Genomic DNA, 23,208 nt, shown 5'->3' on the forward strand with positions numbered 1-23,208 from the left:
GCAACGCTATATATAGTGGCAACAAGGTGAGGTCAAGCGCAGCATTCTGCGCGACCTGCCGTTATTGCCCTAAAAAAAGACTGGCTTCGGCCTGCACCAAAGCAAAGCGCGGGACCTGCTTGCCGTCAACTTCGACGGTCTCCAGGAACATGCTCAGAGGGCGCACCCAAAAGCCGTATTCGCCATACAGTGCTTGGTAGAACACCACTTCTTCTTCGGTCTCGGAGTGCCGCGCCACACTGAAAACACGGTACTGCGGACCTTTATAATGCTGGTAGAGCCCTGGTTCGACTTGCATGCTCTAGCCCTCTTACAAAATTTGTTAAAAAAAAAATACAAAACCACCCAAAAACAAAAACCGGGGCACTGGGCCCCGGCTTCCGTCAACCCAACGCTTAGACGCGTTCGAAGACGGTGGAAATGCCTTGGCCGAGACCAATGCACATGGTTGCAACCCCAAGGTTGCCGCCATTTTGCTTCATCACGTTAAGCAAAGTGCCGGAGATACGTGCACCGGAGCAACCGAATGGGTGGCCCAGGGCAATCGCACCGCCGTGCAGGTTAACCTTCTCATTCATCTTGTCGAGTACTTTCAAATCTTTCAGCACTGGCAGGGCCTGTGCGGCGAAAGCTTCGTTGAGCTCGAAGAAGTCGATATCGGAGATGGTCAGGCCCGCGCGCTTCAAGGCTTTTTGTGTGGCCGGTACTGGACCATAGCCCATGATCGCCGGGTCCACACCCGCCACTGCCATCGAACGGATCACCGCCAGCGGCTGGATACCCAGGTCCTGGGCACGCTGCGCCGACATCACGATCATGCACGAAGCACCATCAGTGATTTGCGACGAAGTGCCTGCGGTCACGGTGCCGCCCTTTGGATTGAACGCTGGCTTCAGAGCCGCCAGGCTTTCCAGGGTGGTGTCCGGGCGAATGGTTTCGTCGTAGTCGAACAGTTTCAGGAAACCGTTCTCGTCGTAGCCGTTCATCGGGATGATCTCATCCTTGAACTTGCCTTCCACGGTCGCCTTGTGGGCGAGCTGGTGGGAACGCACGCCGAACGCGTCCTGGGCTTCGCGGGTGATGCCGTGCATCTTGCCGAGCATTTCCGCCGTCAGGCCCATCATGCCCGAGGCTTTCGCCGCGTACAGTGACATGTGCGGGTTAGGATCGACGCCGTGCATCATGCTGACGTGGCCCATGTGCTCCACGCCGCCGACCACGAACACATCACCGTTGCCGGTCATGATCGCTTGCGCAGCGGTGTGCAGCGCGCTCATCGACGAGCCACACAGGCGGCTGACGGTCTGGCCGGCAGCGGTGTGCGGGATCTGGGTCATCAGCGACGCCATGCGCGCGATGTTCCAGCCCTGCTCCAGGGTCTGGTTGACGCAACCCCAGATCACGTCCTCGACTTCGTTCGGATCGACCTTGACGTTGCGTTCCAGCAATTTGCTGATCAGGTGCGCCGACATGTCTTCGGCGCGGGTGTTGCGGTGCATGCCGCCCTTGGAGCGGCCCATCGGAGTGCGACCGAAGTCCACAATCACGACGTCTCTTGGATTCAAGCTCATAAATAGTCTCGCTCTAGTCGTTTGGGCGCTTAACCGAAGAAGCTCTGGCCGTTCTTGGCCATTTCACGCAGCTTCGCGGTCGGGTGGTACAGCGGGCCCAAATCAGCGTATTGATCAGCCAGGGCAACGAACTCGGCCACACCGATCGAGTCGATGTAACGCAGCGCACCACCACGGAATGGAGGGAAACCAATACCGTACACCAGGCCCATATCGGCTTCGGCGGCGGTTTCTACGATGCCGTCTTCCAGGCAACGCACGGTTTCCAGGCACAGGGCGATCATCATCCAGTTGATGATGTCTTCGTCCGACACCTCACGCTGCTCATAGATGACAGGCGCGAGTACTTCGTGAACCGATGGATCGGCCACTTTCTTCTGCTTGCCCTTCTTGTCAGCCTCGTAGGCATAGAAGCCCTTGCCGTTCTTCTGGCCCAGGCGCTTGGCCTCGTAGAGCGCGTCGATCGCCGAGCGGCGGTCGTCTTTCATGCGGTCCGGGAAGCCTTCAGCCATTACGTCGCGACCATGATGGCCGGTGTCGATGCCGACCACGTCCATCAGGTACGCCGGGCCCATTGGCCAGCCGAATTTTTCCATGACTTTGTCGATGCGTACGAAGTCCACACCGGCGCTGACCAGCTTGGCGAAACCGCCGAAGTACGGGAACAGCACACGGTTGACCAGGAAGCCCGGGCAGTCATTGACCACGATCGGGTTCTTGCCCATTTTCTTCGCGTAGGCAACGGTGGTGGCGACGGCCAGCTCGCTGGACTTCTCGCCACGGATCACTTCCACCAGCGGCATCATGTGCACCGGGTTGAAGAAGTGCATGCCGACGAAGTTTTCCGGACGCTTGAGGGCCTTGGCCAGCAGCGAGATGGAAATGGTCGAGGTGTTCGACGCCAGGATGGTGTCTTCCTTCACGTGGCCTTCGACTTCAGCCAGTACCGCCTGCTTGACCTTCGGGTTCTCGACAACCGCTTCGACCACCAGGTCGACGTGGCCGAAATCGCCGTAGGACAGCGTAGGACGAATGCCGTTAAGCACTTCAGCCATCTTCGCTGCGGTCATGCGACCTTTGTCCACACGACCGACCAGCAGCTTGGCGGCTTCCGCCAGGCCTTGCTCGATACCGTGCTCGTTGATGTCTTTCATCAGGATCGGCGTGCCCTTGGACGCCGACTGATAGGCGATGCCGCCGCCCATGATACCGGCACCGAGTACGGCAGCCTGTTTCACGTCGCGAGCTATTTCGTCGTAGGCCTTGGCCTTTTTCTTCAGTTCCTGATCGTTCAAGAACAAGCCGATCAGGCTCTGGGCTGCCGAGGTTTTCGCCAGTTTGACGAAGCCTGCCGCTTCCACTTCCAGGGCTTTGTCGCGACCGAAGTTCGCTGCCTTCTGGATGGTCTTGATCGCTTCAACCGGCGCCGGGTAGTTCGGGCCGGCCTGGCCAGCCACGAAACCTTTGGCGGTTTCGAACGACATCATTTGTTCGATGGCGTTGAGCTTGAGCTTTTCCAGCTTCGGCTGACGCTTGGCCTTGTAGTCAAATTCGCCGCTGATGGCGCCCTTGATCAGGTTCAGCGCGGCTTCGGCCAGCTTGTCCGGGGCAACCACGGCATCGACGGCACCGACTTTCAGCGCGTCTTCAGCACGGTTTTCCTTGCCGGCGGCGATCCACTCGATGGCGTTGTCGGCACCGATGATGCGCGGAAGACGGACGGTGCCGCCAAAGCCTGGGTAGATGCCCAGTTTGACTTCAGGCAGGCCGATCTTGGCCGTGGCCGACATGACGCGGAAGTCCGCTGCCAGGCACATTTCCAGGCCGCCGCCCAACGCAATGCCGTTGATCGCGGCAACGGTCGGAACGTTGAGGTCTTCGAAATCGCTGAAAATCTTGTTGGCTTCGAGGTTGCCAGCCACCAGCTCGGCATCGGGCAGCTTGAAGTTGTCGACGAATTCGGTGATGTCCGCGCCGACGATAAACACGTCCTTGCCGCTGGAAACGATCACACCCTTGACCGAAGCATCTGCTTTGATGGTGTCTACGGCCTGACGCAATTCATTCAGGGTTAGACGGTTGAACTTGTTGACGGACTCACCCTTGAGGTCGAATTTCAATTCGACGATGCCACTTTCAAGAGCCTTAACCGTGATGGCTTTACCTTCGTAAATCATCAACTGATCTCCACGATATGGACGCTGAACAGTACACATTGGACGCTGGCCTATTGGTTGGACATTGAGGTTTTCGTCAACGTTCAGGCCAATCCGCCAGGCACACCCGCCAATGCGATAGTCGGGGTTCTGTATGAGCGGTCTGACAGACAAACGCTCAATTCATACGCCCGTTTGATTTGGGTACGCCACCTTCATCCAATTCCGGGCAATTGTCAATCGCTCGAAAGGCTAGGAAAAACGCGACTTTCCAGTCATTTCAGAACCCGATCCACAGGCACGCGCCTCGTCAATATTTAAATATTCATGAAATCAATAATAGAAAAGTTCTGGAAAAGGGCTGTACAGAACGGGATATGCGGCTAGGCTAGCCGCAACCGTAAAGCGTCTGGATGAATATCCGACGCGAGAGACACGAAATTACCGGCCTGCCTGGCCAACTCCAGCCCGATGATGATGTCGGGCTTTTTATTGCCTGTTGTTTATCAGGCCAGGGCCTTGAGCAGCGTGTCGATGTCCTGCAACACACTCGCCTCGCCCTTCTCGCCCCAATACAAGGCGATCATCTGCTTGTCGGCCTCGATCTTGTAGACGTTGTCCGGCAGCTTTGAAAAATACGGCAACAACTTCTCATCGACGCAGGCTTCACGCCATTGGTTGACCCACACCCCCGGTTCCAACTGCCAGTAGCTCCAGAGCGCCGGCGTGCTGCCCCGCCGTGGCCGACAGTACTGCGCACAGGGGCTCGGCGGTTCCTGCTTGAGCCAGTGCGGCCACTCTTGGGGCGACAACTGCATGGCCAGGCCTATGCGGCGCGCCTCCATGCGCAGGGCCATGCGCCCGCTCTGATGGCGCGACGGACGCAGCCATGCCAGAGGGCTCAACACCACCACAAGGATTGACACCACTATCCAGACCGTCATATGTGTACTCCCGAATTTCTAGATGAGCGGATTTGATCTGACGCAACCCCATCCGCTTGAAAGCAGCCATACTGAATTTATTGCAGTCCCTTGGAGGAACGCCTCATGCCCTACCAACATATTCTGGTCGCTGTCGATCTGACCGAAGAGTGCGATCCAGTGATCAAGCGCGCACAGGAATCTGCATTGGCCAATGGCGCCATACTCTCGCTGGTGCATATCGTCGAGCCTATGGCCATGGCTTTTGGCGGCGATGTGCCGATGGACCTTTCCCAGTTGCAGCAACAACAATTCGACCAGGCCAAGGAGCGCCTTGACCGTTTGATTCTCAAATACCCGCACTTGAAAAAGGAAGACTGCCACCTGACCTACGGCCAACCGCGCCAGGAAATCCACCACCTGGCCAAGGAAAAGGCCTGCGACCTGATCGTGGTCGGCAGCCATGGCCGTCATGGTTTGGCGTTGTTGCTGGGTTCCACCGCCAATGATGTGCTGCACGGCGCGCCGTGTGATGTGCTGGCCGTCAAGCTGGTCAAAGCACCTTAAGCCCTACCGAGATCAACCTGTGGGAGCGGGCTTGCCCGCGATAGCAATCTGTCAGTTGATGCATTTGGCGACTGATACACCGCTATCGCAGGCAAGCCAGCTCCCACATTTTTTGATCGCATTTCATATAAAAAGCCCGGCGCTCATAGGAATGAACGCCGGGCTTTTTAGTGCAGCAAGATCACTCAGGCATCCAACTCAGCCCAACGCTCAACCAGCACTTCCAGCTCCTGGTTCAACGTCTCCAGGGAAGCAATGACCTTGGCCGTCTCAGCCGCCGGACGCAGGTAGAAACCCGCGTCAGCCATGTCCGCTTCAACCGCCGCGATCTGCTGTTCCTTGGCCTCGATATCACCCGGCAAGGCTTCCAGCTCACGCTGCAGCTTGTAGCTCAGTTTCTTCTTGGCAGCCGGTGCAGCTTCGACAGCCGGCTCAGCAGCCGCCACCGGAGTGACCACCGCCGAGTTCAAGTCGGCCTTGCCGGACTTACTCTCGGTCACGCCCAGCAGGCGCGGCGAGCCGCCTTGGCGCAGCCAGTCCTGGTAACCACCGACGTATTCACGCACCTTGCCTTCACCTTCGAAGACCAGGGTGCTGGTGACCACGTTGTCGAGGAATGCCCGGTCGTGACTGACCATCAGTACAGTGCCGTTGAAGGTCAGCAGGACCTCTTCCAGCAGCTCGAGGGTTTCCACGTCGAGGTCGTTGGTCGGTTCGTCGAGCACCAGCAGGTTGGCCGGTTTGCTGAACAGCTTGGCCAGCAGCAGGCGCGCACGCTCACCACCGGACAAGGCTTTCACCGGCGTGCGCGCACGTTGCGGGCTGAACAGGAAGTCGCCCAGGTAGCTGAGCACATGGCGGCTCTGGCCGTCGATGTCGATAAAGTCGCGGCCTTCGGCGACGTTGTCGATCACGGTTTTTTCCAGGTCCAACTGGTGGCGCAACTGGTCGAAATAGGCCACGTCGATGCGCGTGCCCTCTTCCACAGTGCCGCTGGTCGGCTGCAGGCCGTTGAGCATCAGCTTGAGCAAGGTGGTCTTGCCGGTGCCGTTGGCGCCGAGCAGGCCGATACGGTCGCCGCGCTGCAGGACCATCGAGAAGTCCTTGATCAGGAACGGACCGTTCGGGTGATGGAAACTGACGTTCTCCAGCACCATCACCTGCTTGCCCGACTTGTCGGCGGTATCCAGCTGGATATTGGCCTTGCCGGTGCGCTCACGACGCTCGCTGCGCTCGACACGCAGGGCTTTCAGGGCGCGTACGCGGCCTTCGTTACGGGTGCGACGGGCCTTGATGCCCTGGCGGATCCAGACTTCTTCCTGGGCCAGCTTTTTGTCGAACAGGGCGTTGGCGGTTTCTTCAGCCGCCAGCGTGGCTTCCTTGTGCACCAGGAAGCTGGCGTAGTCGCCGTTCCAGTCGATCAGGCCGCCACGGTCCAGTTCGAGGATGCGCGTGGCCAGGTTTTGCAGGAAGGACCGGTCGTGCGTGATGAACAGCACGGCGCCCTGGAATTCCTTGAGGGCTTCTTCCAGCCAGGCAATCGCGCCGATGTCCAGGTGGTTGGTCGGTTCGTCGAGCAGCAGCAGGTCCGGCTCGGACACCAGCGCCTGGGCCAGCAGCACGCGACGACGCCAGCCACCGGACAACTCGGCGAGGGTCTTGTCGGCCGGCAGTTGCAGGCGGCTCAGGGTGCTGTCGACCAGTTGCTGCAAACGCCAGCCGTCACGGGCTTCGAGGTCTTGCTGGACATGCATCAGCTTGTTCAGGTCGTCTTCGGTGACGCAGTTCTGCGCAAGATGATGATACTGAGCCAGCAACTCACCGACGCCGTCGAGGCCTTCGGCAACCACGTCGAATACTGTCCGTCCGTCGGCCACCGGCAATTCTTGCGGCAATTCGCCGATCTTGAGGCCTGGGGCGCGCCAGACAGAGCCGTCATCGGGCTTCTGGTCGCCTTTAACCAGCTTCATCATGCTGGACTTGCCGGTGCCGTTGCGGCCGATGATGCACACCCGCTCACCACGGGCGATCTGCCAGGACACCTTGTCCAACAACGGCATAGCGCCGAAAGCAAGGGACACATCGCTGAATTTGAGCAGGGTCATACGCTTCTCCAAAAACTGGGCGCGCATTCTACCTGACTTAGGGGTGGGATGCGGCCGGCATTTTCTCAATAGACACGTTCTGTAGGACATTTCCGGGCAACCTGAACGAACCGGCCGGCAAAGCTTTCGCCCGCGTCGAGCAAAAGGCTAAGCTAGGGGCAATCAGTGTCGGCCGCGCCGGCGCTATTCGTGATTTCTCTGCACGGACGTCTCATGCGCAGTCGCCTTTTCAACTTTTTATCTTGTCTGCTTCTTTCCGCCACTGCCGCACAATCTGCCCAGGCCGTGGACCTCACCACCCAACGCCAGTATTACGATGAAGCCAAACGCGCCCTGGCCAAGGGTGATTCCGGCCCATACATGCAATACAGCCAGGCACTGGCCGACTACCCGCTGACGCCGTACCTGGCCTATGACGAGTTGACCGCGCGCCTGAAAACCGCGAGCAACGAGGAAATCGAGCAGTTCCTCGCCAAAAACGGCGACCTGCCCCAGGCCAACTGGATGAAGTTGCGTTGGTTGCGCTGGCTGGCCGACCGTGGCGACTGGCAGACCTTTGAAAAGTACTACGACCCCAAGCTCAATTTCGTCGAGCTGGACTGCCTGCACGGCCAGTTCCAGCTCACCCATAATCTGAAGGCCGAAGGCTACAAGACCACCGAAAAGCTCTGGCTGACCGGCAAGTCCCAGCCTGCCGCCTGTGATGCCACCTTTGCCCAATGGGCCGCCGATGGCCAACTCACCGAGCAGAAGATCTGGGACCGCGCCAAGCTCGCCGCCGAAGCGCGCAACTACGCGCTGGCCAACAGCCTGGTGAAAACCCTGCCCACCCTGGGCGCCCAAGGCCGCCTGATGGTGGACGTGGCGCAAAAGCCCGACATGCTCGGCGACCCGTCGCGCTTCCGGCCGGTCAACGAGGCCATGTCTGACGCCGTAGGCCTGGGCCTGCGCCGCCTGGCGCGCCAGGACCCGGACAAGGCCATGGGCCTGCTCGACGGCTACGCCAGCAGCATGCACTTCTCCCGTGACGAAAAAGTGTCGATCGCCCGCGAGATCGGCCTGACCCTGGCCCGTCGCTACGACCCGCGCGCCCTTGACGTAATGACCCAGTACGACCCGGAACTGCGCGACAACACCGTGTCCGAATGGCGCCTGCGCCTGTTGTTGCGCCTGGCGCGCTGGGAAGATGCCTACCAGCTCACCCGCAAGCTCCCACAGGATCTGGCGACCACCAACCGCTGGCGCTACTGGCAGGCCCGCAGTCTGGAACTGGCCGAGCCAAAAAACCCGCAAGCGCTGGTACTGTATAAAAACGTGGCCAAGGAACGGGATTTCTACGGATTCCTCGCCGCCGACCGCTCCAAATCCCCGTACCAATTGACCAACCGACCGCTGGTGATGAGCCAGGCGCTGGTCAACAAAGTGCGCAACACCCCAGGCGTACGCCGTGCCCTGGAGTTCTACGCCCGTGGCCAGATCGTCGATGGCCGCCGCGAGTGGTACCACGTCAGCCGCCACTTCAACCGCGATGAAATGGTCGCCCAGGCCAAGCTGGCCTACGACATGAAGTGGTACTTCCCGGCGATCCGCACCATCAGCCAGGCGCAATACTGGGACGACCTGGACATCCGCTTCCCGATGGCCCACCGCGACACCCTGGTGCGCGAAGCCAAGGTGCGGGGCCTGCATTCGAGCTGGGTGTTTGCCATCACCCGCCAGGAAAGCGCCTTCATGGACGACGCCCGCTCCGGCGTCGGCGCCAGCGGCCTGATGCAACTGATGCCCGGCACCGCCAAAGAAACCGCACGCAAGTTCAGCATCCCCCTGGCCTCCCCAGCCCAGGTGCTCGACCCGGACAAAAACATCCAGCTCGGCGCCGCCTACCTGAGCCAGGTGCACAGCCAGTTCAACGGCAACCGCGTGCTCGCCTCCGCCGCCTACAACGCCGGCCCCGGCCGCGTGCGCCAATGGCTGCGCGGCGCCGACCACCTGAGTTTCGACGTATGGGTAGAAAGCATCCCCTTCGACGAAACCCGCCAGTATGTGCAGAACGTGCTGTCTTATTCGGTGATCTACGGGCAGAAGCTCAACTCACCACAACCGTTGGTGGATTGGCATGAACGTTATTTTGATGATCAGTAAGGCGTAACGCAGAAATGAAAATGCCCGCATTGAGAGATGCGGGCATTTTTTATGGAATCGCCGGCCGGCCGCTCTGCGCAGCCTCAGCCAGAGCAAGGCTCAGGGCCTGCAACATGAACTCGACGAAAGGCGTTGCTTCTGCCTGTTGGTCAGCGGCCGATAGCGCTGCGTAATAGGCATCCTGCTGCTGCCGAACAACCGCCTCGACGGGCAAGTAAGCCAATACGGGGCGCCATTGGCTCAAGATCAAGGTTTGCCATAGACGCCCCATCCGCCCGTTGCCGTCCGCAAAGGGGTGGATAAATTCGAACTCGTAATGAAACACGCAACTTGCAATCAGGGGATGCCAATCTGAGGCAGACAGCCAGTTCAGCAAGTCATCCACCAAATGTGATACACGGCTTGGAGGTGGCGCCATATGCACCAATTGTTCACCGCGATAGATGCCAACACCCGCCTGGCGATATCGACCGGCATCGTCGATCAATCCGTACATCAGCAGCTCGTGAGCCTGCAACAGATCTGCTCGATCACTCGGTACCCATTGCGGCATAGCCTCGTATGCAGCAAACGCATTGCGCACTTCCTGGATTTCACGAGGCAAGCCCAATACTCGCTTACCGTCCAGAACAGCAGTCACTTGCTCAATGCTAAGCGTATTGTTCTCGATGGCCAGCGAGGCTTGAATCGTGCGAATGCGATTGCCCCGCCGGAGTTGAGGCGTCTGACGATTGTCGTCACCGACTGAAAGTTGACCGATCTGCTCACTGATATCGCCTACCAGCGCCAGTATCTTTGTCGTCAGGGTCAACGGAGGTTGATAGCGGCTCATGTCCTCATCCAGTTCAATCACGAAAGACCACATGATGCCCTAAGGCCCTGGCTCCGCGCAGCTTCAATCCACCTCCTCCCCATCACTGAACTGCAACGCCGCCAACCGCGCATACAACGGATTGCTCGCAATCAACTGCTGGTGCGTGCCCACCGCCACCAGCTTGCCCTGGTCCATTACCGCAATCCGGTCGGCGTTCTTCACCGTCGCCAGTCGATGGGCGATCACCAGCGTGGTACGCCCTTGCATCAGTTGCGGCAGCGCTTGCTGGATCAAATGTTCGCTCTGCGCATCCAGCGCGCTGGTGGCTTCGTCGAGCAGCAGGATCGGCGCATCTACCAGCAAGGCGCGGGCGATGGCCAGGCGTTGGCGCTGGCCGCCGGACAGGCCCATGCCACCGTCGCCCAGGTGGGTCTGGTAGCCGTCGGGCATTTGCAGGATGAAATCGTGGGCGTGGGCAATGCGCGCGGCGGCTTCGACCTGTTCCTGGGTGGCAGACGGGTTGCCGTAGCGGATGTTCTCTTCGACGCTGCCGAAAAACAGCGCCGGGCTTTGGGACACCAGGGCGAAGTGACGGCGCAGGTCCATGGGGTCCAGCTCGGTCAACGGCTGGCCTTCGATCAGGATTCTGCCGTGCTGGGGGTCATAGAAACGCAGCAACAGATCGAAGATGGTCGATTTGCCCGCGCCGGACGGGCCGACCAGGGCCAGGGTTTCACCGGGATTGATCGTCAGATTCAAGCCGTCGATGGCGTAGCTGTCGGGCCGCGACGGGTAGGAAAAGCGCAGGTCTTGCAGCTCCATGCGGCCGCTGACCCGCTCCGGCAGTTGCACCGTGCCGGTGGCCGGCGCCTGAATTTCGTTGCTCGACTGCAACAACTCACCGATGCGCTCGGCCGCACCGGCGGCGCGCTGCAACTCGCCCAGCACCTCGCTGAGGGTGCCGACGGCGCTGCCGACGATCAGGCTGTAGAACACGAACGCCGCCAGCTCACCGCCGGAAATCCGCCCATTGATCACGTCCATGCCGCCGACCCACAGCATCACGCCCACTGCGCCCAGCACCAGCATGATCACCAGGGTAATCAGCCACGCGCGTTGGAGGATGCGCTTGCGCGCCGTGGTAAACGCCTCTTCCACGGTCACGGCGAAGCGCTGTTCGTCCTGAACCTGGTGGTTGTAGGCCTGCACGGTCTTGATCTGGCCGAGGGTCTCGGACACGTAGCTGCCCACGTCCGCGATGCGGTCCTGGCTCTGGCGCGACAGGCTGCGCACGCGGCGGCCGAAGATCAGGATCGGTGCCAACACCAGCGGCAACGCCACCACCACGATGCTGGTGAGCTTGGGATTGGTGACAAACAGCAACACGATGCCGCCAATCACCATCAAGGCATTGCGCAGGAACAGCGACAGCGAAGAGCCGATCACCGATTGCAGCAACGTGGTGTCGGTGGTCAGCCGCGACTGGATTTCCGAGCTGCGGTTGTTCTCGTAGAAGCCGGGGTGCAGGTAGATCAGGTGGTTGAACACCTGGCGCCGGATGTCCGCCACCACCCGCTCGCCGATCCACGACACCAGGTAGAACCGCGCAAACGTACCCACGGCCAGGCCCAGCACCAGCAGCATGAACAGGCCGATGGACTGGTTGAGCAGGTGCGGCGACTGGGTCATGAAGCCCTGGTCCACCAGCAGGCGGATGCCCTGCCCCATGGACAAGGTAATGCCCGCCGTGACAATCAGCGCCAGCAAGGCACCCAACGCCTGCCAGCGATAGGGCGCAATAAAGCGGCTGGCCAGGCGAATCGCACGGCGTTGACGGATCGAGAACATGGAGGGCTTCACCTGCGCAAGGAGGATAGGTATCTACACAGCAACATTGGGGGAACTTGGGTAAATAACAATGAGTCAGGTTAATTATGCCCGCCGATATGGGCCCCTAGAGGCTATCGGTCTAATGCCCGGCTGGAAATTTGTAGCGGTTTCTGGTGGACTGGGTGTTCGAACCGGTGATCTTGCAAGGAGTTGTAACAGCGCGGTCACGCGGGGGAATTAGAGTAGGTACACAACCTGATGAGGAGACAGGCCATGACCTTGCACACTAGCAGCACTGACAAAGTAGAAGTCGTCCGCACAGCGCATCAGGCCAACCTGGGTTGCTCGATCATCGATGCCCAAGGCCGCGAAGTGCCGATTACCGAAGACATGATCCAGCAAGCGTGCCGCGAGCTGGAACAGCGACTGGTCACGCCTGCCAAGCAAGGCTGAAGCGCCCAAGCTCTTTCTGACCCGGCCCTGGTGGCCGGGTTTTTTATGGGATCAAATTACCGTCGCGCCCAAGGCCGATACGATACTTGCCAGCGCCGCAGACTCCCCATTGATGCGCACCTTCAAGCCATCGATCTCGCGACGCGCCGGGTAATGCTTGCGCAGCAGGTCAAAGGCCTTGCGCTGCTCTTCCACGGTGCCTACAAGGCTGCGGCGGAAATCCGCATCATCGCGGCGTGGGTCGTACACACTGCGGCACAACGTCGCCAGCGCCCAGGCCGGATCGGTTTCGGCATTCAGATGCACCTCGGCCAGCCACAGCGGCGGCAGCAGGTCACTCAGTTGAATGCTCGGCGTCTGGCCCAGATGCGCACAGAACGCCTGATAAATCTGCGCCGTACCGCGCTGGCGGCCTTCCAGGCTGTAACCGGCGATATGGGGCGTGGCCAGCACGCACAGGTCAGCCAGATCGACGTCCACTTCAGGCTCGCCCTCCCACACATCCAGCACTGCTTGCAGGTCTTCGCGCGCCAGCAACACTTCGCGCAGGGCAGCGTTGTCCACCACCGGGCCACGGCTGGCGTTGATCAGCCAGGTGCCGGGCTTGAGCTGGTCGAGGCGCTGGCGGTCGAACAGGTGCCAGGTGGAGCCACTGCCGGACTTGGTCAGCGGCGTGTGCAGGCTGATCACATCGCACTGCGCGATGATCTGTTCCAGGCTGACGTAATCGCCCCCTTCGGTGCTCTGCCGGGGCGGATCGCATACCAGCACGTTCCAGCCCAGGCCCTTGAGCACCTTGACCAGCCGCCCGCCGACTTCACCGGCACCGACAACGCCGTAAGTGCGCTGATTGAGGTCGGCACCTTCGATCTCGGCCAGGGTTTGCAGGCTGCCCAGCACGTAGTCCACCACGCCCCGTGCATTGCAGCCAGGGGCGCTGGACCACTGGATGCCGGCCTGCTTGAAGTATTCCAGGTCAAGGTGATCGGTGCCGATGGTGCAGGTGCCGACAAACTTAACCGGCGTGCCTTCCAGGAGCGCGCGGTTGACGTTGGTCACCGAGCGCACCAGCAGCACATCGGCCTGCTCGACCGTGGCACGGTCGATGGCACGGCCGGGCACGCGGCGGATCTCGCCAAACCCTTCGAAGAAGGCGTCGAGCAGCGGAATATTTTCGTCGGCAACAATCAACATGGCAGGCTCCTTTCGCGGACCCGCAGTGTACAGGCTTGCGATCTGTGTTCCAGCGCAGATCCACTGGGATGAACGGGCTGTTGTGGGAGCTGGCTTGCCTGCGATAGCGGTCTGACAGTCACCACACTATTGACTGATCCACCGCAATCGCAGGCAAGCCAGCTCCCACAGGGGATTGAGGGTGTGTCAGTTGCCACAGTGAACTTGCGGTGTTTGGAAGGGCGCTTACAAATCCCCAACACAGGATTTTTCCTGACCATCACGTCAAGGCGTAGAATCCGCCGTCCTTGCGCCTCCCTTTATTCCTGGACACCCGTACGTGAACACTGCCACCGCCGCCCTCACCCGCCCCGCCCGCATCAGCCGGGAAGTGCGCGACCTGCTGACGCTCGCCCTGCCGATCATGATCGGCCAGTTGGCCACCACCGCGATGAGCTTTGTCGATGCGGTGATGGCCGGGCGTGTCAGCCCCCAGGATTTGGCGGCGGTGGGCCTGGGTAATTCGATCTGGATTCCGGTGTACTTGCTGATGTCCGGCACCCTGCTGGCCACTACGCCGAAAGTCGCCCAGCGTTTCGGCGCCGGCCACTTCAGCGAAATCGGACCGTTGGTACGTCAGTCGCTGTGGCTGGCAGTGGTGGTCGGAATCATGGGCGCGCTGTTGCTGTTGTGCGCCGAACCGATCCTGCACGCCATGAAGGTCGAAGCGGACCTGATCGAGCCGTCCATGGGCTACCTGCACGGTATCGCCGCTGGGATGCCGGCCATCGCGCTGTACTACGTGCTGCGCTGTTTCAGCGATGGCCTGGGCCGCACACGGCCGAGCATGGTCATGGGGCTGTTCGGCCTGGCGCTGAATATTCCGATGAACTACATCTTCATCTACGGTCACCTCGGCCTGCCGGCCATGGGCGGCGCAGGCTGCGGCTGGGCCACGGCCATTTCGATGTGGGCGATGGCGATTGGCCTGGCCGTATGGACACGCTTCGGGCCGGCCTACCAGAGCAGCGAACTGTTCAAGCGCTTCGACTGGCCGCAATGGACGGTGATCAAGCGTGTACTGGGTATCGGCCTGCCGATTGGCATCGCGATCTTTGCCGAATCAAGCATTTTTGCGGTGATTGCGCTGCTACTGGGCAGCCTCGGGGCCACCGTGGTGTCTGGCCATCAAATCGCCCTGAACGTCAGCTCGCTGGTGTTCATGATCCCCTACTCTTTGAGCATGGCTGTCACCGTGCGCGTCGGCCAGGCCCTGGGCCGCGGCGAGCCGCGTGAGGCACGCTTTGCCGCCGGCGTCGGCATGGGCACCGCGCTGGCCTACGCCTGCCTGTCGTGCAGCCTGATGCTGGTGTTTCGCGAGCAGATTGCGGCGATCTATACCCCGGACCCGATCGTGATTCACCTGGCATCGACGCTGATCGTATTTTCCGCGCTGTTCCAGTTTTCCGACTCGATCCAGGTCACGGCGGCCGGCGCACTGCGCGGCTACCAGGACACCCGGGTGACCATGGTGTTGACGCTGTTTGCCTATTGGGGCGTCGGGCTGCCGGTCGGCTATGCGCTGGGGCTCACCGACTGGCTCGGCGCGCCAAGCGGCCCGAGCGGTTTGTGGCAGGGCCTGATCGTCGGCCTGAGCTGTGCGGCGGGGATGTTGCTGGTGCGCCTGGCGCGCAGTGCACGCCGACGCATTCGCGCGGCCAAGGCCGTGGGTTAAGCGGACTTCTTGCGGATCCAGTACAGGTACGTACCGGCCTGTTCCTGCTGATCCACCAGTTCGTGGTCAAGGAACACGCAGAACTTGGGAATATCGCGACGGGTCGACGGATCGGTCGCGATCACCTTGAGCAAGCCACCGGGCGGCAGGTCGCGGATGTGCTGGTGCAGCATCATCACCGGCTCGGGGCAGTTGAGGCCGGTGGCGTCGAGCACAGCGTCTACGGGCAAATCGAGGGGCTGATCCATACATCACTCCTGAAACGGGCGCCGCTCCAAATGTGGGAGCGGGCTTGCTCGCGAAGACGCGGGCACATTCAACATAGATTTCGATAGTTATACCGCTTTCGCGAGCAAGCCCGCTCCCACATGGGTCCTGTGATGACCTCAAGAAATCAGTGGGCCTTTCTAGGTTTCTTGGCGGTTTCCAGGCGGCGCAGATGGCAGGTCACTTCCTCACGGTCGTGATACAGCTGCTTGCAACCAATCTCCACCCGAATGCCGCGCGCCTTGAAGCCCTCTTCAATGCGTTCCAGCAAACGCTTCACTTCAGCATAACGCTGCTTCATCGGCAGCTTCAGGTTCACCACCGCCTCACGGCAATGCCCCTCGCCAATCCAGGTTTCCAGCAACGCCGCGTTGCGCGCGGGTTTCTCGACGATGTCACACACCATCCAGTCCACCGGCTGCTTGGGCACGAAGGTGAAACCGTCGGCCATCAAGTGTTGCACCAGGCCGGTGTCCATCAGGCTTTCGGCCATGGGGCCGTTGTCGATGGCGGTCACCAGCATGCCACGGTTGACCAGTTGCCAGGTCCAACCGCCCGGCGCGGCGCCGAGGTCGACGCCAGTCATGTCGCCGTGCAGGCGCTCGTCCCACTGGTCGCGGGGAATGAAGTGGTGCCAGGCCTCTTCCAGCTTGAGGGTCGAACGGCTTGGCGCGTCACGCGGAAATTTGAGGCGCGGGATGCCCATCGGCCACATCGCCGAGTTGTTCGACTCGGCCAGGCCCATGAACACTTCGCGGCCGCTCTTGAAAGTCAGCAGCAGGCGCGGCTTGCTCGGGTCGTCCACCAGCTTGCCGGCGTTGAGCAACGCTTTGCGCAGGTGCACTTCAAATTTTTTGCAGAAGTTCGACAGCTCTTTGCCATCGTTGGTATCGACCATCTCCAGCCACAGGCTGCCGCACACCGGGAATTCGCGCAGGTGGGCGAGGATCACGCTGATGCGGTCGGTTTCCGGCAGGTCGATGAAAACCCCGCGCGCCCACTGCCGCGGGAAGATCAGCTCGGCAAAACGCTGGCCGTGCATCAGGCGCTGGGCGCCGTCTTCTTCGGTGCAGACAAATTCGGCGCAGGCGCTGCCGGTCTTGGCCTTGGCGTAGCCGGAAACGTTCAGGCGCGCGGCGTGTTCCGCGATCTCGGAACAGACTTCGCCTTCAAAACCCGGGCGGCAGTGCATAAAAAGGGTGTTCATCAACTCTCCTGGCAACTGGCTTGCTGTAGCGCAAGGCCTGTCATGAAAACGCGCGCATGATAACTGAGTTCGGAACCTTGGACTTCACCATAGAGTCCAGTTATTAGCCTGCTAATGAAAACAGGGCTAGCTTTACAGCTCTGTCCGTCCCGTCAGGTCCGTAGCCGTGCGGATCATAAGGAGTCGCGTCATGTCATCGCTTGATAGCCTGAAAACCCTTAAAACCCTGGAAATAGACGAAAAGACCTACCACTATTTCAGCCTGCCCGAAGCCGCCAAAAGCCTGGGCGACCTGGATAAGCTGCCGATGTCGCTCAAAGTGCTGCTGGAAAACCTGCTGCGCTGGGAGGACGCCAAAACCGTCACCGGCGTCGACCTCAAGGCCATCGCTGCCTGGCTCAAGGAGCGCCAGTCCGATCGCGAGATCCAGTACCGTCCCGCGCGGGTATTGATGCAAGACTTTACCGGCGTGCCCGCCGTGGTCGACCTGGCCGCCATGCGCGCCGCCGTGGCCAAGGCCGGTGGCGACCCGCAGCGCATCAACCCGCTGTCGCCGGTGGACCTGGTGATCGACCACTCGGTGATGGTCGACAAGTTCGGCAACGCCGATGCCTTCGAACAGAATGTCGATATCGAAATGCAGCGCAACGGCGAACGCTACGCCTTCCTGCGCTGGGGCCAGAGCGCCTTCGACAACTTCAGCGTGGTGCCGCCGGGCACCGGCATCTGTCATCAGGTCAACCTCGAATACCTAGGCCGCACCGTGTGGACCAAGGACGAGGACGGCCGCACCTACGCGTTCCCCGACACCCTGGTCGGTACCGATTCCCACACCACCATGATCAACGGCCTTGGCGTACTCGGCTGGGGCGTGGGCGGCATCGAAGCGGAAGCGGCGATGCTCGGCCAGCCGGTGTCGATGCTGATCCCGGAAGTGATCGGTTTCAAACTCACCGGCAAGCTCAAGGAAGGCATCACCGCCACCGACCTGGTGCTGACGGTAACGCAGATGCTGCGCAAGAAAGGCGTGGTGGGCAAATTCGTCGAGTTCTATGGCGACGGCCTGGCCGACCTGCCGTTGGCCGACCGCGCCACCATCGCCAACATGGCCCCGGAATACGGCGCTACGTGTGGCTTCTTCCCAGTGGATGAAGTGACGCTGGACTACCTGCGCCTGTCGGGCCGTCCTTCAGCCACCGTCAAACTGGTGGAGGCCTACACCAAGGCCCAGGGCCTGTGGCGCAACGCCGGCCAGGAACCAGTGTTCACCGACAGCCTGGCCCTCGACATGGGCAGCGTCGAAGCCAGCCTGGCCGGGCCGAAACGCCCGCAGGACCGGGTCTCGCTGCCGAATGTCGGCCAAGCGTTCAGCGACTTCCTCGACCTGCAATTCAAACCGGCCAACAAAGAGGTCGGGCGCTTGGAAAGCGAAGGCGGTGGCGGTGTTGCTGTAGGCAATGCCGATTTGGTGGGTGAAGCCGATTACGACTTCGAAGGTCAGACCTATCGCCTGAAAAACGGCGCCGTGGTCATCGCCGCAATCACCTCCTGCACCAACACCTCCAACCCTAGCGTGATGATGGCGGCCGGACTGGTGGCGAAAAAGGCCGTGGAAAAGGGCCTCACACGCAAACCCTGGGTCAAGACTTCCCTGGCGCCGGGTTCCAAAGTGGTGACCGACTACTACAAGGCTGCGGGCCTGACCCAATACCTCGACAAGCTTGGCTTCGATCTGGTGGGTTATGGCTGCACCACCTGCATCGGCAACTCCGGCCCGCTGCCCGAGCCGATTGAAAAAGCCATCCAGAAAGCCGACTTGGCGGTGGCCTCGGTGCTGTCCGGCAACCGCAACTTCGAAGGCCGCGTGCACCCACTGGTGAAAACCAACTGGCTGGCCTCACCGCCGCTGGTGGTTGCCTATGCGCTGGCCGGCACCGTGCGCATCGACATCAGCAGCGAGCCGCTGGGCAACGACAGGGACGGCAAGCCGGTGTACCTCAAGGACATCTGGCCCAGCAGCAAAGAGATTGCCGACGCTGTCGCCCAGGTCAGCACCGGCATGTTCCACAAGGAATACGCCGAGGTGTTCGCCGGTGATGCGCAATGGCAAGCCATTGAAGTGCCGCAAGCCGCCACCTACGTGTGGCAGAAGGATTCCACCTACATCCAGCATCCGCCGTTCTTCGATGATATTGCCGGGCCGCTGCCGGTGATCAAGGACGTACAAGGTGCCAATGTCCTGGCCCTGCTGGGCGACTCGGTGACCACCGACCACATCTCCCCCGCCGGCAACATCAAGGCCGACAGCCCGGCCGGGCGCTACCTGCGCGAGCAAGGCGTGGAGCCGCGAGACTTCAACTCCTACGGTTCACGCCGGGGCAACCATGAAGTGATGATGCGCGGCACCTTTGCCAACATCCGCATTCGCAACGAAATGCTCGGCGGCGAGGAAGGCGGCAACACGCTGTATATCCCCACCGGCGAGAAAATGGCGATCTACGATGCGTCGATGCAATACCAGGCGGCGGGTACGCCGTTGGTGGTGATTGCGGGGCAGGAATACGGCACCGGCTCAAGCCGCGACTGGGCGGCCAAGGGTACGAACCTGCTGGGGGTGAAGGCGGTGATTGCCGAGAGCTTCGAGCGCATCCACCGTTCCAACCTGGTGGGTATGGGCGTGCTGCCGTTGCAGTTCAAGCTGGATCAGAACCGCAAGACCCTCAAGCTCAGCGGCAAGGAGCAGATCGATATTCTCGGGCTGACGGACGCAGAGATCGTACCGCGGATGAACCTGACGCTGGTGATTACGCGGGAGGATGGCAGTCAAGAGAAGGTTGAGGTGTTGTGTCGGATTGATACGCTCAATGAAGTTGAATACTTCAAGGCGGGGGGCATCTTGCACTACGTCCTGCGCCAGCTGATCGCATCCTAAGCAACGCTGCAAATCAAATGTGGGAGCTGGCTTGCCTGCGATTGCGGTAGGCCAGCCAGCATTTATTTAGCTGACATACCGCTATCGCAGGCAAGCCAGCTCCCACAGTTTTGACCGTATTCACAAATTCAGATCAGAACAACCACTTCCACAGCAGTACCAACACCACCACCGCCAACACCGGCCGCGCAATCCGGTAAGCCTTGGGATGCTTGCGCTTCCACTGCTTCACCACACCACTGAACTTGTCGCTGAACGTCTTGCTCCACGCATACGCCTGGTTGATCCCGCCGACGCGCTCGTCGTCCAGGTTCTGCGGCGCCGTGGCCCGGCCCAGTTGCTTGCTGACCCAACGGTTGACGCGGGTCATGAAGCCATTGCTCAGCGGCCGCTCGATGTCGCAGAACAGGATCACGCGGGTGGTTTCCGTCTCGTTCTTCACCCAGTGCACATAGGTTTCATCGAACATCACGTCGTCGCCATCACGCCAGGCGTACTCCTGGCCGTCGACAAAGATGCGGCAGGCGTCGGAGTTCGGCGTGGACAAGCCCAGGTGATAACGCAACGAACCGGCAAACGGATCGCGGTGCGGGTTGAGGTGGCTGCCGCCCGGCAACAGCGCGAACATCGCGCCCTTGACGTTGGGAATGCTGCTCACCAGCGCCACGGTTTTCGGGCACAGCGCCTCGGCCGAGGGCAGTGGTTTGTCGTACCACTTGAGGTAGAAACGCTTCCAGCCCTTCTTGAAGAACGAACCGAAACCGGCGTCGTTGTTCTTTTCGGCGGCGCGAATGTAACCCTCGTCGAACAGGTGCATGGCCTCTTCGCGGATCACTTCCCAGTTGTCCTTGAGTACGTCCAGTTCCGGGAACTTGCTGCGGTCCAGGTACGGCTTGGACGGCACGGCCGAGAACAGGTACATCAAGGCGTTATACGGGGCGAACAGCGCCGAATGGTTGACGAACTGGCGCAACAGCGGCAAACGGGCCTTGCCACGCAGGTGCACGTACAGCGTGCTGCCGATAAACAACAGCAACACCGACAGTTTGGCGGCCAAAGAAAAGGTCATGCAGCAACTCCTGGAAAAATGCGCCGGGCATCATAAACACTTGGGCCATTATGCAGAAGGCCCAAGGTATCGGCGCTGACACACATCAAGCCTGGTTTTCCTGATCGGTAAACAGATCGCTGAACAGCATGCTCGACAGGTAGCGCTCACCGGAGTCCGGCAGGATCACCACGATGGTCTTGCCCTGCATCTCCGGCTTCTGCGCCAGGCGCACGGCCACGGCCATCGCGGCTCCGCAGGAGATACCGCACAGAATCCCCTCTTCCTGCATCAGGCGCAGGGCCATGGCCTTGGACTCTTCATCACTGGCCAGTTCGACACGGTCAACCATCGACAGGTCGAGGTTTTTCGGCACGAAACCGGCGCCGATGCCCTGGATCTTGTGCGGGCTCGGCTTGATCTCTTCACCGGCCAGCGCCTGGGTGATCACCGGCGAGACAATCGGCTCAACGGCCACCGAGAGGATCTGCTTGCCCGCAATATTCTTGATATAGCGCGACACGCCCGTGATGGTGCCACCGGTGCCCACGCCTGCCACCAGCACATCCACGGCGCCGTCGGTGTCGTTCCAGATTTCCGGGCCGGTGGTTTTTTCGTGGATCGCCGGGTTGGCCGGGTTTTCGAACTGGCCCGGCATAAAGTATTGGGCCGGGTCGCTGGCGACGATTTCAGCGGCTTTTTCAATCGCGCCCTTCATGCCCTTGGCCGGCTCGGTCAGCACCAGCTCGGCACCGAGGGCCTTGAGCACCTTGCGCCGCTCGATGCTCATGGACGCCGGCATGGTCAGCAGCAGCTTGTAGCCACGGGCGGCGGCGACAAACGCCAGGCCGATGCCGGTGTTGCCCGACGTCGGCTCGACAATGGTCATGCCCGGCTTGAGTTTGCCGGTGCTTTCCGCGTCCCAGATCATGTTTGCGCCAATGCGGCACTTCACCGAGTAACCGGGGTTACGCCCTTCGATCTTGGCCAGGATGGTCACGCCACGCGGGGCGATACGGTTGATCTGCACCAGGGGCGTGTTACCGATGGAGTGCGCGTTGTCTGCAAAGATGCGGCTCATGACGGGTCCTATGTGGGCGGTATTCAGGAAGGCCCCAAGGGTATGCCTCGTGTCGCAACGCGTCCAGTCGAGGAACGTTGCGCGCCCCACAAGAGTCCATCTCCTACAGACATGGAGAATGCCCAATGAAACGTCGCTACAGCTGGCTGCTATGGACCGTCGCCGGACTGGTGGTACTGCTGGTCGCCCTGGACCTCGCGCTGCCCTATCTGGTGCGTAACTACCTGAACGACAAGCTCGCCGACATGGGTGACTACCGTGGCCAGGTCACTGACGTGGACGTCGCCCTGTGGCGCGGCGCCTACAAGATCAACGGCCTGGAGATCATCAAGGTTGATGGCAAGGTGCCAGTGCCGCTGCTCAAGGCGCCGTTGATCGACTTATCAGTCAGCTGGCAGGCGCTGTGGGACGACCATGCCGTCGTGGCCAAGGTGCAATTCATCCAGCCTGAGGTGAATTTCGTCGATGGCGGCGCCAACAAACAGGCATCCCAGACCGGTAAAGGCACCGACTGGCGCGCGCAACTGAGCAAACTGGCACCGATCACCCTCGACGAAGTGCGCATCGAAGACGGCAAGATTGCCTTCCACAACTTCAACTCTAAGCCGCCGGTGAAGATCGACGCCACCGCCGTCAATGCCAGCTTCTACAACCTGACCAACATCGTCGACGTCAAAGGCAAGCGCGACGCCCGCTTCGAAGGCAAGGCCCTGCTGCAAGGCCAGGCGCCGCTGGAAGCCAGCGCGACCTTTGATCCGCTGAGCAATTTCGAAAACTTCGAATTCCGTTTCCGCGCCAAGGATTTGCAGCTCAAGCGCATGAACGCCTTTGCCTCGGCCTACGGCAAGTTCGACTTCAAGGCCGGCACCGGCGACGTGGTGATCGAAGCCCAGGCGGAAAAAGGCCAGCTCACCGGCTATATCAAGCCGCTGCTGCGGGACGTGGAAGTGTTCGACTGGCAGCAGGATGTGGAAAACAAGGACAAGAACATCTTCCGTTCGATCTGGGAGGCCGTGGTGGGTGCCAGCGAGACGGTGCTGAAGAACCAGCAGAAGAACCAGTTCGCCACGCGGGTGGAGCTGAGTGGTAGCGTGCATCAGCAGGATGTCAGCGCGTTCGGTGCGTTTTTGGCGATTTTGCGCAATGGTTTCATCCAAGCGTTCAATGCGCGCTACGAACAGCCCAAGCCTAGCACGGACTAAAA

At 60.8% G+C, this 23,208-nt stretch carries 17 protein-coding genes and 1 pseudogene; 6 read left to right on the plus strand and 12 right to left on the minus strand.

Features of this window, described 5'->3' with window-relative positions:
• Positions 1-61: 61 nt before the first annotated feature.
• The 4 genes from J1G37_RS22280 to J1G37_RS22295 all read right to left on the minus strand — a co-directional run bounded on the left by J1G37_RS22280 (position 62) and on the right by J1G37_RS22295 (position 4,671).
• Entirely contained in the window at positions 62-298 is a 237-nt protein-coding gene (locus J1G37_RS22280; protein ID WP_207045405.1) for a DUF1653 domain-containing protein, read from the minus strand.
• 97 nt (positions 299-395) lie between these two features.
• Positions 396-1,571, minus strand: coding sequence for an acetyl-CoA C-acyltransferase FadA (gene fadA, locus J1G37_RS22285; RefSeq protein WP_026136849.1), 1,176 nt, complete (start codon positions 1,569-1,571; stop codon positions 396-398).
• 29 nt (positions 1,572-1,600) lie between these two features.
• A complete protein-coding gene (gene fadB, locus J1G37_RS22290; protein ID WP_124528031.1) occupies positions 1,601-3,748 on the minus strand; it encodes a fatty acid oxidation complex subunit alpha FadB in 2,148 nt (715 codons plus the stop codon).
• Positions 3,749-4,233: 485 nt separating this feature from the next.
• Positions 4,234-4,671, minus strand: a complete 438-nt coding sequence (locus J1G37_RS22295) for a hypothetical protein (protein WP_207045407.1) — start codon at positions 4,669-4,671, stop codon at positions 4,234-4,236.
• Between the two features lie 105 nt (positions 4,672-4,776).
• On the opposite strand from J1G37_RS22295, the gene J1G37_RS22300 reads away from it, so the two are divergent.
• The gene (locus tag J1G37_RS22300; protein WP_124528029.1) at positions 4,777-5,217 is read left to right on the plus strand and encodes a universal stress protein; all 441 of its coding nucleotides are present in this window, start codon (positions 4,777-4,779) and stop codon (positions 5,215-5,217) included.
• A gap of 185 nt (positions 5,218-5,402) precedes the next feature.
• On the opposite strand, the gene J1G37_RS22305 is transcribed toward J1G37_RS22300, so the two are convergent.
• Entirely contained in the window at positions 5,403-7,322 is a 1,920-nt protein-coding gene (locus J1G37_RS22305) for an ATP-binding cassette domain-containing protein (RefSeq protein WP_017737329.1), read from the minus strand.
• A 213-nt stretch (positions 7,323-7,535) separates the two neighbouring features.
• On the opposite strand from J1G37_RS22305, the gene J1G37_RS22310 reads away from it, so the two are divergent.
• Complete coding sequence (locus tag J1G37_RS22310; protein ID WP_207045409.1) at positions 7,536-9,464, plus strand: transglycosylase SLT domain-containing protein; 1,929 nt, start codon at positions 7,536-7,538, stop codon at positions 9,462-9,464.
• A 70-nt stretch (positions 9,465-9,534) separates the two neighbouring features.
• Here the strand turns inward: J1G37_RS22310 and J1G37_RS22315 are convergent.
• Positions 9,535-10,296 (minus strand): annotated as a pseudogene (locus tag J1G37_RS22315) (Fic family protein); the annotation flags it as partial.
• Between the two features lie 63 nt (positions 10,297-10,359).
• Positions 10,360-12,126 (minus strand): ABC transporter transmembrane domain-containing protein, encoded by a 1,767-nt coding sequence (locus tag J1G37_RS22320; protein ID WP_207045413.1) that lies wholly within the window; start codon positions 12,124-12,126, stop codon positions 10,360-10,362.
• 255 nt (positions 12,127-12,381) lie between these two features.
• Between J1G37_RS22320 and J1G37_RS22325 the strand changes: the two genes are divergently transcribed.
• Positions 12,382-12,561 (plus strand): PA1571 family protein, encoded by a 180-nt coding sequence (locus J1G37_RS22325; RefSeq protein WP_017737326.1) that lies wholly within the window; start codon positions 12,382-12,384, stop codon positions 12,559-12,561.
• A 51-nt stretch (positions 12,562-12,612) separates the two neighbouring features.
• On the opposite strand, the gene pdxB is transcribed toward J1G37_RS22325, so the two are convergent.
• Positions 12,613-13,755 (minus strand): 4-phosphoerythronate dehydrogenase PdxB, encoded by a 1,143-nt coding sequence (gene pdxB / locus J1G37_RS22330; RefSeq protein WP_207045415.1) that lies wholly within the window; start codon positions 13,753-13,755, stop codon positions 12,613-12,615.
• Between the two features lie 319 nt (positions 13,756-14,074).
• On the opposite strand from pdxB, the gene J1G37_RS22335 reads away from it, so the two are divergent.
• On the plus strand, positions 14,075-15,469 hold the full coding sequence (locus J1G37_RS22335) for an MATE family efflux transporter (protein ID WP_207045417.1): 1,395 nt from the start codon (positions 14,075-14,077) through the stop codon (positions 15,467-15,469).
• Here J1G37_RS22335 and tusA read toward each other — a convergent pair.
• Positions 15,466-15,717 carry a sulfurtransferase TusA gene (tusA, locus tag J1G37_RS22340; protein WP_207045420.1) on the minus strand — a complete coding sequence of 84 codons (252 nt, stop codon included), beginning with the start codon at positions 15,715-15,717 and terminating at the stop codon, positions 15,466-15,468. The two genes, J1G37_RS22335 and tusA, sit on opposite strands and share 4 nt — an antisense overlap.
• Positions 15,718-15,863: 146 nt before the next feature.
• Positions 15,864-16,943: a 23S rRNA (cytidine(2498)-2'-O)-methyltransferase RlmM gene (gene rlmM / locus J1G37_RS22345; RefSeq protein WP_207045422.1), complete on the minus strand. Its 1,080-nt coding sequence runs from the start codon at positions 16,941-16,943 to the stop codon at positions 15,864-15,866.
• A gap of 190 nt (positions 16,944-17,133) precedes the next feature.
• Here rlmM and acnA point away from each other — a divergent pair, with 190 nt between their 5' ends.
• Entirely contained in the window at positions 17,134-19,875 is a 2,742-nt protein-coding gene (gene acnA, locus J1G37_RS22350) for an aconitate hydratase AcnA (protein ID WP_207045424.1), read from the plus strand.
• 133 nt (positions 19,876-20,008) lie between these two features.
• Here the strand turns inward: acnA and J1G37_RS22355 are convergent, their stop codons facing one another.
• Positions 20,009-20,944, minus strand: coding sequence for an aspartyl/asparaginyl beta-hydroxylase domain-containing protein (locus J1G37_RS22355; RefSeq protein WP_017735303.1), 936 nt, complete (start codon positions 20,942-20,944; stop codon positions 20,009-20,011).
• Positions 20,945-21,029: 85 nt separating this feature from the next.
• Entirely contained in the window at positions 21,030-22,004 is a 975-nt protein-coding gene (cysK, locus tag J1G37_RS22360; protein WP_124528022.1) for a cysteine synthase A, read from the minus strand.
• Positions 22,005-22,129: 125 nt separating this feature from the next.
• Here cysK and J1G37_RS22365 point away from each other — a divergent pair, with 125 nt between their 5' ends.
• Positions 22,130-23,206 carry a DUF748 domain-containing protein gene (locus J1G37_RS22365; RefSeq protein ID WP_207045426.1) on the plus strand — a complete coding sequence of 359 codons (1,077 nt, stop codon included), beginning with the start codon at positions 22,130-22,132 and terminating at the stop codon, positions 23,204-23,206.
• Positions 23,207-23,208 lie beyond the last annotated feature (2 nt).

Source organism: Pseudomonas sp. Marseille-Q1929 (genome assembly GCF_017316265.1).
Taxonomy (GTDB): Bacteria; Pseudomonadota; Gammaproteobacteria; order Pseudomonadales; family Pseudomonadaceae; genus Aquipseudomonas.

Coding starts and splice junctions, on each gene's coding strand:
- J1G37_RS22280 (WP_207045405.1), bottom strand. CDS start 298: ATGCAAGTCGAACCAGGGCTCTACCAGCATTATAAAGGTCCGCAGTAC.
- fadA (WP_026136849.1), bottom strand. CDS start 1,571: ATGAGCTTGAATCCAAGAGACGTCGTGATTGTGGACTTCGGTCGCACT.
- fadB (WP_124528031.1), bottom strand. CDS start 3,748: ATGATTTACGAAGGTAAAGCCATCACGGTTAAGGCTCTTGAAAGTGGC.
- J1G37_RS22295 (WP_207045407.1), bottom strand. CDS start 4,671: ATGACGGTCTGGATAGTGGTGTCAATCCTTGTGGTGGTGTTGAGCCCT.
- J1G37_RS22300 (WP_124528029.1), top strand. CDS start 4,777: ATGCCCTACCAACATATTCTGGTCGCTGTCGATCTGACCGAAGAGTGC.
- J1G37_RS22305 (WP_017737329.1), bottom strand. CDS start 7,322: ATGACCCTGCTCAAATTCAGCGATGTGTCCCTTGCTTTCGGCGCTATG.
- J1G37_RS22310 (WP_207045409.1), top strand. CDS start 7,536: ATGCGCAGTCGCCTTTTCAACTTTTTATCTTGTCTGCTTCTTTCCGCC.
- J1G37_RS22320 (WP_207045413.1), bottom strand. CDS start 12,126: ATGTTCTCGATCCGTCAACGCCGTGCGATTCGCCTGGCCAGCCGCTTT.
- J1G37_RS22325 (WP_017737326.1), top strand. CDS start 12,382: ATGACCTTGCACACTAGCAGCACTGACAAAGTAGAAGTCGTCCGCACA.
- pdxB (WP_207045415.1), bottom strand. CDS start 13,755: ATGTTGATTGTTGCCGACGAAAATATTCCGCTGCTCGACGCCTTCTTC.
- tusA (WP_207045420.1), bottom strand. CDS start 15,717: ATGGATCAGCCCCTCGATTTGCCCGTAGACGCTGTGCTCGACGCCACC.
- rlmM (WP_207045422.1), bottom strand. CDS start 16,943: ATGAACACCCTTTTTATGCACTGCCGCCCGGGTTTTGAAGGCGAAGTC.
- acnA (WP_207045424.1), top strand. CDS start 17,134: ATGTCATCGCTTGATAGCCTGAAAACCCTTAAAACCCTGGAAATAGAC.
- J1G37_RS22355 (WP_017735303.1), bottom strand. CDS start 20,944: ATGACCTTTTCTTTGGCCGCCAAACTGTCGGTGTTGCTGTTGTTTATC.
- cysK (WP_124528022.1), bottom strand. CDS start 22,004: ATGAGCCGCATCTTTGCAGACAACGCGCACTCCATCGGTAACACGCCC.
- J1G37_RS22365 (WP_207045426.1), top strand. CDS start 22,130: ATGAAACGTCGCTACAGCTGGCTGCTATGGACCGTCGCCGGACTGGTG.